At 49.7% G+C, this 14,672-nt stretch carries 13 protein-coding genes; 8 read left to right on the forward strand and 5 right to left on the reverse strand.

The genetic code is table 11. The annotated features are described in order from the left end of the window. The 5 genes from J8X26_RS24750 to J8X26_RS24770 all read left to right on the forward strand — a co-directional run. The coding region (locus J8X26_RS24750) for an enolase C-terminal domain-like protein (protein WP_280118845.1) at window positions 1–375 on the forward strand (375 nt) is incomplete at its 5' end. Then, window positions 368–1,684, forward strand: coding sequence for an MFS transporter (locus tag J8X26_RS24755; RefSeq protein WP_208952268.1), 1,317 nt, complete (start codon window positions 368–370; stop codon window positions 1,682–1,684). The genes J8X26_RS24750 and J8X26_RS24755, both read left to right, overlap by 8 nt. Window positions 1,685–1,765: 81 nt before the next feature. Then, window positions 1,766–2,791 (forward strand): S66 peptidase family protein, encoded by a 1,026-nt coding sequence (locus J8X26_RS24760; RefSeq protein ID WP_208952269.1) that lies wholly within the window; start codon window positions 1,766–1,768, stop codon window positions 2,789–2,791. Window positions 2,792–3,056: 265 nt separating this feature from the next. Beyond that, window positions 3,057–3,941 (forward strand): winged helix-turn-helix domain-containing protein, encoded by an 885-nt coding sequence (locus J8X26_RS24765; protein ID WP_152325354.1) that lies wholly within the window; start codon window positions 3,057–3,059, stop codon window positions 3,939–3,941. Further along, entirely contained in the window at window positions 3,928–4,485 is a 558-nt protein-coding gene (locus J8X26_RS24770; RefSeq protein WP_165058792.1) for a FidL-like protein, read from the forward strand. The genes J8X26_RS24765 and J8X26_RS24770 overlap by 14 nt, the downstream gene beginning before the upstream one ends. 23 nt (window positions 4,486–4,508) lie before the next feature. Here J8X26_RS24770 and J8X26_RS24775 read toward each other — a convergent pair whose 3' ends face one another. The 5 genes from J8X26_RS24775 to J8X26_RS24795 form a co-directional block, all read right to left on the reverse strand. Then, the gene (locus J8X26_RS24775) at window positions 4,509–4,781 is read right to left on the reverse strand and encodes a helix-turn-helix domain-containing protein (protein WP_152325356.1); all 273 of its coding nucleotides are present in this window, start codon (window positions 4,779–4,781) and stop codon (window positions 4,509–4,511) included. Between the two features lie 27 nt (window positions 4,782–4,808). Continuing rightward, the gene (locus J8X26_RS24780; RefSeq protein WP_208952270.1) at window positions 4,809–5,780 is read right to left on the reverse strand and encodes a fimbrial protein; all 972 of its coding nucleotides are present in this window, start codon (window positions 5,778–5,780) and stop codon (window positions 4,809–4,811) included. A 53-nt stretch (window positions 5,781–5,833) separates the two neighbouring features. Further along, window positions 5,834–6,571 carry a molecular chaperone gene (locus J8X26_RS24785; RefSeq protein WP_208952271.1) on the reverse strand — a complete coding sequence of 246 codons (738 nt, stop codon included), beginning with the start codon at window positions 6,569–6,571 and terminating at the stop codon, window positions 5,834–5,836. A gap of 35 nt (window positions 6,572–6,606) precedes the next feature. Next, window positions 6,607–9,108, reverse strand: coding sequence for a fimbria/pilus outer membrane usher protein (locus tag J8X26_RS24790; protein WP_208952272.1), 2,502 nt, complete (start codon window positions 9,106–9,108; stop codon window positions 6,607–6,609). Between the two features lie 95 nt (window positions 9,109–9,203). Then, the gene (locus J8X26_RS24795) at window positions 9,204–9,785 is read right to left on the reverse strand and encodes a fimbrial protein (RefSeq protein ID WP_152325359.1); all 582 of its coding nucleotides are present in this window, start codon (window positions 9,783–9,785) and stop codon (window positions 9,204–9,206) included. Window positions 9,786–10,475: 690 nt separating this feature from the next. On the opposite strand from J8X26_RS24795, the gene acs reads away from it, so the two are divergent. The 3 genes from acs to actP are packed head-to-tail and all read left to right on the forward strand — an operon-like array spanning window position 10,476 to window position 14,467. After that, the gene (gene acs, locus J8X26_RS24800; RefSeq protein WP_208952273.1) at window positions 10,476–12,437 is read left to right on the forward strand and encodes an acetate--CoA ligase; all 1,962 of its coding nucleotides are present in this window, start codon (window positions 10,476–10,478) and stop codon (window positions 12,435–12,437) included. 54 nt (window positions 12,438–12,491) lie between these two features. Next, window positions 12,492–12,803, forward strand: coding sequence for a DUF485 domain-containing protein (locus J8X26_RS24805; protein WP_101078242.1), 312 nt, complete (start codon window positions 12,492–12,494; stop codon window positions 12,801–12,803). Further along, on the forward strand, window positions 12,800–14,467 hold the full coding sequence (gene actP / locus J8X26_RS24810) for a cation/acetate symporter ActP (RefSeq protein ID WP_165058782.1): 1,668 nt from the start codon (window positions 12,800–12,802) through the stop codon (window positions 14,465–14,467). The genes J8X26_RS24805 and actP overlap by 4 nt, the downstream gene beginning before the upstream one ends. The last annotated feature ends 205 nt before the right edge of the window (window positions 14,468–14,672 follow it).

The following is a 14,672-nucleotide window of genomic DNA, read 5'->3' on the forward strand; positions in this document are numbered from 1 at the left end:
TTTGTCGAGCATTTCGAACGCGGCGCGATTGACATCGCACAGCCGAGCGTCAGCAAAGTTGGCGGTATCACCGCCATGTTGAAAGTCTTCGCGTTAGCAAAACAATATTCTGTCCGGGTTGTTCCGCACTGCTTCTATTATGGCGCCGGCCTGATAGCGACCGCGCAACTGGTGGCCTTGCTTGATGAAAGTGTCAGTCTGGAGGTGCCTTTCATTCAGTGGCAGGAACAACTTTATCCGCAGCTGGACTTCACGCCACATATGGTTTTACCTGATGCGCCGGGTCTGGGTTTTGAGCCTTCTCCCGCCGTCATTCAGAAATATCTCGTCAGCTCACAAACTCTTTCCCTGATGACGGAGGCGGCTCATGCATAAATCCAATTACCGCGTCATTATCGCCCTGCTGCTGTTCTTTGCGGGCATGCTGAATTATCTCGATCGCGCCGCGCTTTCGGTCATGGCACCGCTGATCAAAGGCGATTTGCACATTGACGATGCGCAGATGGGGATTCTGTTCAGCGCCTTCTTCATCGGTTACTGCCTGTTTTGTTTCATCGGGGGCTGGAGCGCTGACAGATTCGGGCCACGCAAAGTGTTCGGGCTGGCGGCAGCTTTCTGGTCGGTATTCTGCGGTGCTACGGCGCTGGTGACAGGTTTCGGGCATTTGCTGGTCGTGCGGGTAATGTTTGGTATCGGTGAAGGGCCGATGGGCACCACCACTAACAAATCCATCTCCAACTGGTTCCCGCGTAAAGAAGTCGGGCGTGCGGTCGGGTTTACCAACGCCGGGCAACCGCTGGGCGCAGCAATTGCTGCACCGATTGTCGGGCTGGTCGGATTGCACTTCGGCTGGCGTATTGCCTTTGTGGTGATTGCCGCGCTGGGCTTCGTGTGGCTGGCAGCCTGGATGATTCTTTTCCGCGATAAACCGGAACAGCATCCGCGCGTTTCAGAGGCCGAGAGAACGCTGATTGCCAGCGACCGTCCGGCGACACCGGTCACTTCAGGGATGAAAGAAAAAGATGTGCATACCCTGTGGTATTACGTTTTTTCCAAACCGGTATTAGGCGTGGCCGCCGCGTTTTTCTGCTTCAACTATATTCAGTATTTTTTCCTGTCATGGCTGCCGAGCTACCTCACGGATTTCCAGCATCTGGATATCAGGAGCATGAGCATTATCGGCATTCTCCCGTGGCTTGGCGCAACCGCAGGTTTCATTGGCGGCGGCATTGTGGCGGACATGCTATACCGCCGGACCGGCAACTTCCTTTTTTCACGCAAAGCCGTCATTTTCACCGGCCTGATCATCGCCGCAGGTTGCGTGCTGATGACCGCTTACACCCGCAATACGGCCGGTGCCGTCGCCCTGATCACTGTCGCCAGTATCTTCGCGTATATGACCCCGCAGGCATGCTGGTCGCTATTGCAGGATATCGTGCCGGCGCATCGCATCGGAACCGCGGGGGGATTTGTGCATCTGCTGGCTAATCTGGCCGGGATTTTATCTCCCAGCATCACCGGCTTTTTAATCCAGTACGGCGGCGGTTATCAGTCTGCTTTTATCCTGTCGAGCGGTCTGGCGATCGTCGGCGTGGTCGCAATGGCGATACTGGTACGCCAGAATAAAGTGAATGAACTTTTTGGTAAAAAAAGCCCGTCAGAAGACGTCATTACGCAGCATTAATCCTTTGATTTGTCATGTTCAACCTGCAACTGAGCTGATACATTGCAGGTTGAACATTGAGCAAATTTATAGGATATAGAAATGCCTTCGTCCGGAACTCCGCTTTTCCCGCCAGCATTGAAAACCGGTGACACTATTGGTTTCTTCTCCGCCTCTTCACCGGTTACCACCACGGCACCAAACCGCTTTGCGCGCGGGAAAGACTACTTGCGGGAAAAAGGTTTTGTGCTCAAACCGGGGTTGCTGACCGGCGAGTCAGACCATTACCGTTCAGGATCCGTTGCCCGGCGGGCTGAAGAATTAAACCAGCTGTTTCGTGATCCGCAGGTGCGCTGTGTGATGTCCACCATCGGGGGCAATAACACTAACTCCCTGCTGCCTTACCTCGATTACGACGCACTGGTCGCTGACCCGAAAATCATTATTGGTTATTCAGATACCACCGCGCTGCTGGCAGGTATTTACGCACAGACCGGACTGATTACTTTTTACGGCCCTGCGCTCGTTGCCTCTTTCGGCGAATTTCCCCCGCTGGTTGATGAGACTTATGCGTCTTTTGCTGACGTTTTGATGAACCGTCATGACGCGCCATATCGTTATTCTTTTCCCTCACACTGGACGGATGAAAAGCTTAACTGGGATGATATTGCTCCGGTTCGGGCTAAGCATTTGTATGCCAATACCTGCCGTTTTCTGGGCAAAGGGCGTATTGAAGGGCGCGTCATCGGCGGCAATCTGAATACCCTTTCGGGGATCTGGGGAAGTCCTTATATGCCCGAAATCCGTCAGGGCGACATTTTATTTATCGAAGACAGCCTGAAAGATATCGCCACCGTCGAACGTTCATTCTCCATGCTTAAGCTCAATGGCGTTTTCGACCGCATCAGTGCGATAGTGCTCGGGAAGCACGAATTATTCGATGACGCCGGAGCCGGCAGACAGCCCGCAGATGTATTGCTGGAAATCCTTAACGGCCAGGATATCCCGTTAGTCGACGGCTTTGACTGTTGCCATACTCACCCGATGCTCACCCTGCCGCTGGGTGTAGATATCGCTGTCGACTTTGACCGGCAGCAGATTCACATTGCCGGCCAGTACCTGACCTGATGACCTTATAAATCACGTACTACTAAAATTCCGTACGTGATTTATATCTTTCCGGCTCAAGCCTTCCTTTTTCTTCTCCCTCCGTTAAGGCCATACATTGCCAGCATGTAAATATTTCTGACAACAATCTGACTTTTAAATAGTACGGTTTATACTGACTGCCCCTTAACGACGGTATATCAGGGTAAAATTCTGATAGGGTAGCACTGTACTAATTATCTGAATGCAAATGTAAGACAGGATATGTTTAACAGGGAGACTGAGGATGCAAATGATTTATCTGATTGAAAATGAAATAGTATTCAATCCAGAGGATAACTCACTTTCTTTGCTGAGCGACGCTGAGAGTAAGGTCGCTGTATCCAATCCTGCGCGGAGAATTTTATTATTGCTGATTGAGCAACATGGCATTGTTGTTCCTCGTGAAACATTTTTTAAAAAAGTATGGGATGACTATGGACTGACTGCCAGTAATAATAACCTCAATCACTGCATCAGCAAATTACGTAAAGTGATTTCTATGCTGGGTTATTCCGATGAATTCATTGTCACCGTTCCCAAAGTTGGTTTTTACATCAGGAAAGAGATCGCCATTGCGGTGAATTTTGAGCAAATCGCATCTCCCAAAGAAAATACGGAAGAGTCCAGAAGTGTTATCGAAATACCGGAAATCATTCTTCCCATCGCTGAAGAACAGCCTTCCACAGAGGTGGTGACTGAGCCAGTTCAGCCCGAAACCGTGACACCGGAGCACCACCGATGGGAAACAAAACACTCTGTTTTTATGAGTATTTTAGTCACAACAGTGATCACGGCCTGGGGGATTTTCATCCTTCACCGTAATCTGAGTGACCCGATGGCGCATTTGCAGATTGCGAGAATAGGTGTCTGCGAACTGTATTCAACCGCGCCCGTCACTCCGTCACGAAAGGAGGAATTCGCGCGTCTGGCCGAAATTTTCCTGCGAAAAAACAATATTTCCTGCAAGCCCGGTCAAATATTCATATTTCAAAGTGAGCGATTTTCCCTCCCGATAAATACGGGTTCTGTGCGCGATTTCATGACGCAATGTAATACCGATGATAATCATAAGATGAACATTTGCATAAGTTATTATACAAATGACAGGACCACGAATGACAAATTATAATAAAAGCTTACCTTCAGTAAAGAAGATCCTTCTTTTATTCTTATTGCCCATTATTGTTTTACTGATCATTGTTTTTTGCGAGATTTTTTTAAGAAAAGACAAAGAGGCATTTCCGGTTAACATCCCTTGCCGGGGAAACATGATCATAGAAGCACAATATGATAATCAAAAAGCCAGGATGGTAGCATCGCTGTACTTTAGTTTTCTAAGCAAGAATAAAATTTTGATTTCTCTGAGCGGGACAGGATATTTGTATAACAATGAAAATGTCGTCATTGAGAAAAAAACGCTGCTGCGCAATATCTATTATGATTATATCCATGAAAGTAAGGCCACGGATACCTACTCGATGACCAGCAGTCAGATCAATATCGATAGCGTGGATGATTTTGACTGGCGTATTTCCTCACTTTTACTGATGAACAGTTTTTTTCTGACGGGCCACACAGATACGCTGGTCTTAAAGAAGTTCGACGATAACGCCCTGCTCATCGAAAACAATCAGTCACCGTTTACGCTGTGCATCTTCAGTAAGAGTCTGTGAGACCCGGTCGTCACTGCTTTTGTCTATTTATAATACAGATAGAGTTGAAATCCGCAGGCTTGAGCGTAACGGGCCAGCGTACTGAAACTGGCCTGTGCCGGACGCTTTTCCAGGCGAGTGATGGCCGGAGGTGTGATCCCCAGGCGTCGGGCCAGCTCAGTTTTATTTAATCCGGCATCTTCGCGTAAGGTTTGCAACAACGCATGAATTTCTGTCTCAGCAATGAGTTCCGGAGCCTGGGTAGAATATACCGGTTCTTCAAGCGCCTGAGCCCGTAGTTTAGCCGTTCTTAGCATGTCGTTCTCCCTCTCTTTCAGACGCGGTCAGTAGTAGTTAATCTTGACGATCACTGACGCATCAAATTGCCCGAGAGAAAGTGCTCTCCCTGGGATCGCACTCACTTTCGCCGTGAAGTTTTTCGTCACTTCATTCACGTTATTGAGTTCTGCAAAATCATCATAACGATTGAACGTAATTGCCTGTTCTTTTTCGTTGTAGAGCATTAATTTGGCACCATTCGACAAATCTATGGCCGTATTATCGAGCAACGGACTGGCCGTGGAAAACTCGGCCTGCAGGGAGAAATTATCCAGGCATCCCTGCTTAACGGCTTTAATGGCAAACGGCAGAGAAATACCGGAAGAACGGGACAAAATGGTGCTCTGGATCGGGCCGAAATCTACAATCTGAGATTCCGGATAGACCTTCAAATCGGAGCCACAGGCCAGGAAACGAATCCCCTGTAAGCCGGAGAGGTTATATTTCAGGTTTTTAGCGCCCGGCGATTTGTTGATGCCCTGGCTGCCATCAAGCTGGAATACCGTGAACTGATCAGCCCCCTGATAATGGCCGCTGGAAGGCGCGTTCCCGCTGACCTTGATATACAGGCGGAAAGTGACGTTTACCGTAACGTTCTGGCCTTTTTTGATGGGCGTACTGTTAGTGCTGAGACGTTGTTCATTCTGCTCGAGATCCTGCCCGTTATAGCTCACGCCCAGCAGTAAGCCCTCACCAATCGACTGGGATTTAGGGTTGAAGTAGAAATGAACCACATCAATGATTGAACCCAGAACATTATCGCAATATGCGGTGACGTTAATGTCATTGGATTCCCAGATTTTGGTGCCAACCGGCACATTCGACGGTATCGCCAGCTGCCCGACCGGGATCGCAGGTTTATCGACGATCCCCGTTCCTTTTTCCACGCAATCTAACGCCAGCGCGTTGCGGGAAAAACAGAGCAATAAAATAATCAATATCATCCTGCCAGCGAATAACCGGTAAATATCAGGCATAACAATCCCTTATCGAGGAGATGAACAGGTTCAAATACTGGCGTACACACAGCTTAGCGTTTGCCTTCTTTGCTGATGAGCTGACACTTAGGCGTCTGACACTGGTACTCGTTCACCTGTAAACCCCCGTAGTCGTCCATATATCCCAGGCTGTACCGGTTGCTGACATACTGCCCGCCGGTCAGGGAATCTGTCGCAAACGGGGCCAGCATCACGCTGTCAAACCCCGGCACGTTGCCTTTATTATCCTTACCCAGATAGCCGACGGTGATATAGAACGGTGTCGGGTTGGTCAGTTTCAACCCGTCCGAAAGGCGGCTGACCTGAAGCTGTTCCTGCCAGTTCCCTTTCAGCAATTTGCGCAGTTCGGTGGGCCGGAAGAAAAGCTTCACACGGCTCTGAATCGCAACCTGCATCACGTTGGCCATTTCGCTTTTTGGCGGTACTTCACGCACATTGAAATAAAATAACGATTCGCGATCTTTCGGCAGTGCGGCAGTTTCCGGTAACTGAAGTACGCGGATCTGGCTTTTCTGGCCCGCATCAATCCGCTGCATTGGCGGCAGCGCCACCAGCGGAGATGTAATTTTTTCGCCCTGCGCATTCTCCAGCCAGACCTGCGCCAGATAAGGCAAGTCCTTGCTCTGGTTCTCCAGCATGACGCTGACCGATTTGTCATTGGCATTAAAAATGATACGCGTCCGGTCAAGGTTAATGGCTGCAATGGCCGGACAAGCCACGCTGGCCATCATCAGTAACGCCATGCCTGTGTGTAAAATCTGCTTCTTCATCGGACTCTTCCTTTCCTGATTCACTTTGTTAATTTTCAGCTACACGGTAATAGCACCTGGCCGGAACGGGTCACGGGCTGCGAAGGTACCTGTATCCGGCATTTCTGATCGTCGCCCCAGCGTACCGTCAGCGATTTCTCGCCGGAGACGCCCGCCAGATACGCCAGACCGCCATCACCAATCAGACCGGCTTCAAATCCGGAACTGTTATCCGTCACCGACGACCCCAATGGCGGATAGCTGCCGTCAGCGAGACGAATGACGGCCATCAGGCGCTCGCCTTTAATCGCGCGGATTTTGCGGAAACCTATTGCTCCTTCTGTCAGGGTTTTGCTGACAACCGAGCTGTAAACTTCTACATCATCAGGCAGATGATTGACGTCAACGCGGATATCAGAAGTCTGATAGCTGGAGACGCCGTTCACGACGGCGATGCCGTAATCATTCGTTACCGACGCGCCTTCGCTGATCGGAATACCCTTCACTCCGGCCGACACCATCATGCGCGGCTCGCTGCCAGAGCTGCTCTGGTGCAATGCGGCTCCGGCTGCGGTGGCCGTAAAAGAGCCGTACCAATTGGCGTTTACCGAGCGGTAATCGTTATTTTTTACGCTGCCGTTCACGCCTAACTGACCGTAGGGAGACATGTGCTGGTAGTTAGCACGGAAAACGCCGTCGCCTTTTTGCAGGTCAGGGCTGCTTCCGCCGGCTCCTACGCGCCAGCTGTTGTTCGGATCCTGGCTGTTGTAATAAGAGGCGGTTTGCGAAAATCCACCCTGGGAATCCTGTTGAGCGTCATAGCTGATCTGCTGCCCGGAAGACAACGGCAAACTGAATGACAGGAACATCTGGTTTTCATCGGTATCGCGGTATCTCAGCTTGCTGGCCGACAACGTTCCGGAAATCCCGGTGAACCGCCCGATATCAAATATCTTGCTGACGGAAACGCTGTAGTTATTGCTGGGATTTTCGTTCCAGTACACCTTATGTGTCGCCGAGAGATACAACGTGATCGCCGGCCACGGCAGAAACTGGTTGGCGGTTACCGTATAAGTTTGTTTATCGTCGCGGGAATACCCGTCGCCGTTCACCTTGTCGAGATACTGGTTGAACGACATGAAGGTTTTTTCCGAGAAACGATAACCGGCAAAAGTGATCTGGCTTCCGGTGGAATCGAAACGTTTGGAATAGTTGGCGCGATAGCTGAAACCCGTTTGCTTACCCGCCACAGGAACCGTAGCGGAAGAACGCGTGACATCGAAAGACACCGCGCCCAGCTTTTGCAAATTCTGCCCGACGCCGAGTGCCTGAGCCTGATAGTTCCCGGTGGTGGCAATCAGCCCGCCATAGACTGAGAAATCATTAAGCGCGCCCCACGACATTTCTCCGCTGTAAAAACCCGGCTGCAAAACGTGATTGCTGCTGCCGGTGGTCGGTTTCCCCATGGCCGTCTTGAACCGCACCTGACCTTTGCGGGTCAGAAACGGGATCGTCGCCGTGGTAACCTGATATGTCGTTACGCTGCCGTTTTCTTCTTCAATTTTAACGTCCAGCGCACCCTGCACGGCTTCCGTCAGGTCCTGCACGACAAACGGCCCGGGAGAAACGTTGGTCTGATAAATTACCCGGCCGTTCTGGCTGATACTGACTTTGGCGTTGGTTTTGGCGATACCCGTTACCTGAGGCGCATAACCACGCAGCGAAGGCGGTAACATCCTCTGATCACTGTTGACGGAAACGCCGATAAAGCGGAAGGAATCGAAAATATCTGAGCTGAAATAGGTCTGCCCGCCGGTCAGACGCGCGCCGATGGAAGGCAATGCACGGAACAGATAAGTTTGCGTCCAGGTGAATTTATCGCTGGCAGGCGATCCTGACGTCCTGGCGGCGGAATACTGATAATCAGCGCGGGCACGCCACGCACCCAGGTTAAATCCGGTCGTACCGTAGCTGCTAAAACTGGTCGAGCTGTTGCCCTGCTGGGGCATGTATTTGCTGCCCAGCAGGTTGTAATCAAGTAATACGCCATTCACGCCGTTGTCCCACTGGGAAGGCGGAACCCAGTTTTCATCGTGAAACGTCAACCACGCCTGCGGGATACTGATATTCAGCGTCTGTTTTTCCTGATCGTAACGTGCGGTGATTTCTTTTTGACGATCCAGAGAAGTGCATTCGCCGTGATGCCAGAGTGTCAGCTGCTCCTGGGCGGCTTTGGTCAGATCGAATTTATCCACCAGTGAAGGCGGCACACACAGACGGCTGTTTTTATTATCTTCAGTAGGAATATATTTAATCAGGCTTTGATCGCCCAGCGTGCGGCCATTGAGCACGACATCCAGCAGATATTCACCGGGCGCGATATAATTCGCCACCTGAAAACGTGAAAGGTCTACATTATTGCGATCGGCAGAATCAATAAAGTTAACGTTAAATTCTACCGCCAGACTTTTGAATGAAATAAAGCATCCTGACAAGAAAATAATAACCCCTGTTGTTATTTTCATTCCTGTCGATGTTCTGTCCATCGCAAACAACATAATAAAATCACTTTTTATTTTTTATAAATCCAGCACGGAACCCCGATGCCCCCGGAAAATAAAGGGGAGATAACTCCCCTTAATAACAGCAATCTTTATTTGTAGTTCAGGGCGTAAGTCGCCTGAGAAACGATAGTACCGGTGGACACTGGCTGGGTGTTGGCTTCAACGCGCGCAGCAAATACCAGCTCGTTATTACCTGTTACCAGATTAATGTCTTTTGAGGTATCGCCAACTTTCAGCAAATCCCCGTTAGCGTCGATGAGACGGATGCCTGCACCTTTCGCGCTGCCGGTGTTCGCCAGCAGTTCAGTGGCGCTGCTGTCCGGAGTACCCGCGAAAGATACGGCAACTTTAGACATCGCCGGATATTCAACGGTGCCGGCAGTTTGCGCGGTCAAATCGCAGTCTTGCAGATGGATGGTGTAGTTAACGTTTTGAGAATATTTATTGCCGCTTGCCAGCACCTTATTCGCCACCTGACCCATATCGACATTAATGTCTTCATCGCCTGCGGCAATAGAGCAAGGCGCATTAATAACGGTACCGGTGAAATGAATACGGCCGGAACCCTGGTCAGCGCCGGTCGGAGGTGTTGTAACGTCATCAGCAAAAGCTGAAGCGGAAATTAAAGTTGATAAAGCAATAATCAGTGTCTTGTTCTTAGCGTTAAACATAGTAAGTCCTTGAGATTTAACGGTAGCTATTAAGTGATAAATACGCACACAGGCGATATTTTTCGCTGTACCGAAGAGAGCACCCCTCTCTTGCCAGATCAATATACTGATTTTTTAAATTTAACGTTATAATAATTTGCCAATTGCAAATATTAAGAGTTTTAATCTCAGATTAATCTTTAAACATCACCTTTATGAATGGAAATTAACTTAAAAGTTAAAATAATTAACATTAAATGTTCCGGCCTGAATAAAAATCATTCTTGTTAATTTGAAAAGTTAAGCTTTAGTTAACCAATAATTTACTTTTCGTTTAATTAAAATTTACGTTTTCAGGGTTATTGATACATTTTCGCCGACATCAGTGAGAAAACTCTGCATTCAGATCAAAAGAACGCCCTCAACTAAGTCCGTCCGGATCTCTCTTCAGATCATTTTCAGTCGTTCATTCTTCTCAAACCGCCCTGTGTTCATTGAGAAAGAACAGTTTCTGTTTCCATTTTGGCTCATATCTCAGTTCTTTCTGACATCACGCTGCCTTTTGTGGCCTGTCCCGCACTGCTGTTGCAGATATCTTGCTGTTTTTTCTCCGCTTGCGTGATCTGCCCCCCAGAAAGCAAACAAAGCCCTAACGCAAACTACACTTAACTTTTGATTGACATATATTTAACAAAATAAAGGAGAAAAACCATGAGCCAAGTTCATAAGCATTCTATTCCTGCCTCTGTGGCAGAACGCGCCCTGATCACACCTGAAAAATATCAACAGTATTATCAGCAGTCTGTTGAAGACCCCGAAGCCTTTTGGGGAGAACAGGCAAAAGTCCTCGACTGGATCAAACCGTTTACTCAGGTGAAAAATACCTCGTTTGCACCGGGAAATATCGATATTCGTTGGTTTGAGGATGGCACCCTCAATCTGGCGGCTAACTGTCTCGACCGGCATTTAGCAGAGAAAGGCGATCAGACCGCGCTTATTTGGGAAGGCGATGACCCCAATGCTGAAAATAAGCACGTCACGTATAAACAGCTTCACCAGGATGTCTGCCAGTTTGCTAATGTATTAAAAGGATTTGGCGTCAGGAAAGGCGATGTTGTCGCCATCTATATGCCTATGGTGCCTGAAGCCGCCGTGGCAATGCTGGCCTGTGCCCGTATCGGCGCAGTGCATTCCGTCATTTTTGCCGGTTTTTCACCGGAAGCCGTTTCCGGCCGCATCATTGATTCCAATGCCAAAATCGTGATCACCGCCGATGAAGGGTTGCGTGCAGGTCGAACCATCCCGCTTAAACAGAATGTGGACGATGCCCTGAAAAATCCGGCAGTCACCAGCGTGACACACTCCATTATTTTCAAACGCACCGGGAAACAGGGTGAATGGAAAGAAGGCCGCGATATCTGGTGGCATGACGCAATAAAAGATGTTCCGGCTGATTGTCCGGCGGAAGAAATGAAAGCGGAAGATCCTCTGTTTATCCTCTATACCTCCGGCTCCACCGGTAAACCTAAAGGCGTTTTGCATACCACTGGCGGATATCTGGTTTATGCAGCGCTGACTTTCAAATACACCTTTGATTACCACGACGGCGACATCTACTGGTGTACTGCCGACGTAGGCTGGGTAACTGGCCACAGCTATCTGCTTTACGGCCCGCTGGCTTGTGGTGCGGTCAGCCTGATGTTTGAAGGCGTGCCAAATTACCCGACGCCAGCGCGTATGGCCCAGGTCATTGATAAGCACAAAGTAAACATTCTTTATACGGCGCCAACCGCCATCCGTGCATTGATGGCTGAAGGGGACAAAGCGGTCGAAGGAACCAGCCGCGCCTCGCTGCGGATCATGGGTTCAGTGGGTGAACCGATTAACCCGGAAGCCTGGGAGTGGTACTACAAAACGATTGGTAACAGCCAATGCCCGATCGTCGATACCTGGTGGCAGACTGAAACCGGCGGTTTCATGATCACACCGTTGCCGGGCGCGACGGAGCTAAAAGCGGGTTCTGCAACCCGTCCTTTCTTCGGTGTGCAACCCGCGCTGGTCGATAATGAAGGTATCCCGCAGGAGGGCGCTTGCGAAGGCAATCTGGTCATTACCGATTCCTGGCCGGGCCAGGCACGTACCCTGTTTGGCGATCATGATCGCTTTGAGCAGACCTATTTCTCCACCTTCAAAAATATGTATTTCAGCGGTGATGGCGCGCGTCGTGACGAAGATGGCTATTACTGGATCACAGGCCGTGTGGATGACGTCCTGAATATCTCCGGCCATCGTCTGGGAACGGCTGAAATTGAATCCGCACTGGTATCACATCCAAAAATCGCAGAAGCCGCCGTTGTCGGAATTCCGCATAACATCAAAGGTCAGGCTATTTATGCCTACATCACTTTGAATCATGGCGAGGAACCTTCACCGGAACTCTATACGGAAGTACGCAACTGGGTGCGTAAAGAAATAGGGTCCATCGCCACACCGGACGTTCTTCACTGGACTGATTCATTACCCAAAACCCGTTCCGGCAAAATTATGCGTCGCATTCTGCGCAAAATTGCAGCCGGTGACACCAGTAATCTGGGAGATACCTCAACGCTTGCGGATCCGGGCGTAGTCGAAAAATTGTTGGAAGAAAAACAATCAATGAAAGTGCCGTCATAATTTTCACCGCCCTGGCGCGGTGAACTCTATCAATGCCTCACAGGAGTCACTGAGATGAATGATCTCATTTATCAGAGAGTTGTAAGTAACCCGCGCTTCAGGGAACTGGTGCAAAAGCGCAGCCGTTTTGCCTGGCTTCTGTCCGGCATCACGCTGGTGCTGTATGTCGCTTTTATCTTGCTGATTGCGTTCGATCCGCAATGGCTGGGGACGCCCTTGTATGAAGGTGCCACAATCACGCGGGGTATTCCGGTTGGCGTCGGGCTGATCGTGATTTCTTTCATCCTCACTGGCATCTATGTCATTCGCGCCAACAGCGAGTTTGACCAACTGACGGCTGATATTATCCGTGAGGTTAAGCCATGATCGCACGCCGTAGCTCCCTCCTTTTCCTGATGTTATCTCTGGCTTTACCTTTCAGCGCTTTTGCAGCAGAAGGAATTGCAGGCGAGGTAAAACGTCAGCCTCTTAATATTGAAGCGATCGTGATGTTCGTCTTGTTTGTCGGGGCGACACTTTATATCACCTACTGGGCTGCTAAACGGACGCGTTCCCGTCAGGATTATTATACGGCTGGCGGCCGAATTACCGGGCTGCAAAACGGGATGGCGATTGCCGGTGATTTCATGTCTGCCGCATCTTTCCTTGGGATCTCCGCGCTGGTTTATACCTCCGGTTACGATGGCCTGATCTATTCCATCGGTTTCCTTATCGGCTGGCCAATCATCCTTTTTCTGATTGCTGAACGTCTGCGTAATTTGGGTAAATACACCTTCGCCGACGTCGCCTCATACCGGTTGAAGCAAAAGCCAATTCGCCTGCTCTCGGCCTGTGGTTCGCTGGTTGTGGTTGCACTGTATCTGATTGCACAGATGGTGGGTGCCGGTAAGCTTATCCAGCTACTGTTCGGCCTGAACTACCATGTCGCAGTCATCCTGGTTGGGATCCTGATGGTGCTTTACGTGTTGTTCGGCGGCATGCTGGCAACAACCTGGGTACAAATCATCAAGGCAATCCTGTTACTGGCAGGCGCCACATTCATGGCTGTTATGGTCATGAAATCCGTTGGTTTTAACTTCAATACCCTCTTTACACAGGCCGTCGCGGTACATTCAAAAGGTATCGCAATCATGAGCCCGGGAGGACTGGTTTCCGACCCGATATCGGCGTTATCACTGGGGCTTGCACTGATGTTTGGGACCGCAGGCTTGCCGCACATTCTCATGCGGTTCTTTACCGTTAATGATGCCAAGGAAGCCCGTAAAAGCGTATTTTACGCAACCGGCTTCATTGGTTACTTCTATATCCTGACGTTCATTATTGGTTTTGGCGCTATCGTGCTGGTCAGTTCAAACCCTGCATTCAAAGATGCCAGCGGCGTATTGCTTGGCGGTAATAATATGGCAGCGGTACATCTGGCTGATGCGGTCGGTGGGAGCTTCTTCCTCGGTTTCATCTCGGCAGTGGCTTTCGCGACAATACTGGCCGTCGTGGCCGGATTAACACTGGCTGGTGCATCCGCGGTTTCTCATGACCTTTATGCCAGCGTCATTAAAGATGGTAAGGCAACGGAGCGCGATGAGCTGAGGGTCTCAAAGATTACCGTTATCGTTCTCGGTATCGTGGCCATCGCTTTGGGGATTTTGTTTGAAAAACAGAATATTGCGTTCATGGTGGGTCTGGCATTCTCCATCGCAGCAAGCTGTAATTTCCCGATTATTCTTCTGTCGATGTATTGGGCTAAATTGACGACTCGCGGCGCGATGATAGGTGGGTGGCTGGGGTTACTGACGGCCGTGATACTGATGATCCTGGGCCCAACGATTTGGGTGCAGATTTTAGGACACGCGAAGCCAATCTACCCTTACGAATATCCGGCTCTCTTCTCAATGATTGTTGCCTTTGCAGGAACCTGGTTCTTCTCAATTACCGACAATTCTGTTGAGGGGCAAAAAGAGAGAGAGCGTTTCTATCCTCAGTTTGTTCGTTCACAAACTGGGATTGGTATCTCGCAAAGTTCTAATCACTGATTTTTATGCAAACAAAAGCAAAAAAGGCCATCCGGGAGGATGGCCTTTTCTTTAATAGCGGCAAAATCAGAGTTATTGGCCAGTTTTTGGCCATTTCGCGTCTCAAATTCTAAATAGCAAAAAGCCCTGTACATCAGTACAGGGCTTTCCACTTATTTGATGCCTGGCAGTTCCCTACTCTCGCATGGGGAGACCCCACACTACC

The organism is Rahnella sp. ChDrAdgB13 (assembly GCF_017655185.1).
Classification (GTDB): Bacteria; Pseudomonadota; Gammaproteobacteria; order Enterobacterales; family Enterobacteriaceae; genus Rahnella; species Rahnella contaminans.

Excerpts from the sequence above, each read along its gene's own strand:
- J8X26_RS24805 (WP_101078242.1), top strand. The coding sequence starts at position 12,492 with ATGAATGATCTCATTTATCAGAGAGTTGTAAGTAACCCGCGCTTCAGG.
- J8X26_RS24780 (WP_208952270.1), bottom strand. The coding sequence starts at position 5,780 with ATGCCTGATATTTACCGGTTATTCGCTGGCAGGATGATATTGATTATT.
- J8X26_RS24795 (WP_152325359.1), bottom strand. The coding sequence starts at position 9,785 with ATGTTTAACGCTAAGAACAAGACACTGATTATTGCTTTATCAACTTTA.
- J8X26_RS24770 (WP_165058792.1), top strand. The coding sequence starts at position 3,928 with ATGACAAATTATAATAAAAGCTTACCTTCAGTAAAGAAGATCCTTCTT.
- actP (WP_165058782.1), top strand. The coding sequence starts at position 12,800 with ATGATCGCACGCCGTAGCTCCCTCCTTTTCCTGATGTTATCTCTGGCT.
- J8X26_RS24755 (WP_208952268.1), top strand. The coding sequence starts at position 368 with ATGCATAAATCCAATTACCGCGTCATTATCGCCCTGCTGCTGTTCTTT.
- J8X26_RS24775 (WP_152325356.1), bottom strand. The coding sequence starts at position 4,781 with ATGCTAAGAACGGCTAAACTACGGGCTCAGGCGCTTGAAGAACCGGTA.
- acs (WP_208952273.1), top strand. The coding sequence starts at position 10,476 with ATGAGCCAAGTTCATAAGCATTCTATTCCTGCCTCTGTGGCAGAACGC.
- J8X26_RS24785 (WP_208952271.1), bottom strand. The coding sequence starts at position 6,571 with ATGAAGAAGCAGATTTTACACACAGGCATGGCGTTACTGATGATGGCC.
- J8X26_RS24760 (WP_208952269.1), top strand. The coding sequence starts at position 1,766 with ATGCCTTCGTCCGGAACTCCGCTTTTCCCGCCAGCATTGAAAACCGGT.
- J8X26_RS24765 (WP_152325354.1), top strand. The coding sequence starts at position 3,057 with ATGCAAATGATTTATCTGATTGAAAATGAAATAGTATTCAATCCAGAG.
- J8X26_RS24790 (WP_208952272.1), bottom strand. The coding sequence starts at position 9,108 with ATGTTGTTTGCGATGGACAGAACATCGACAGGAATGAAAATAACAACA.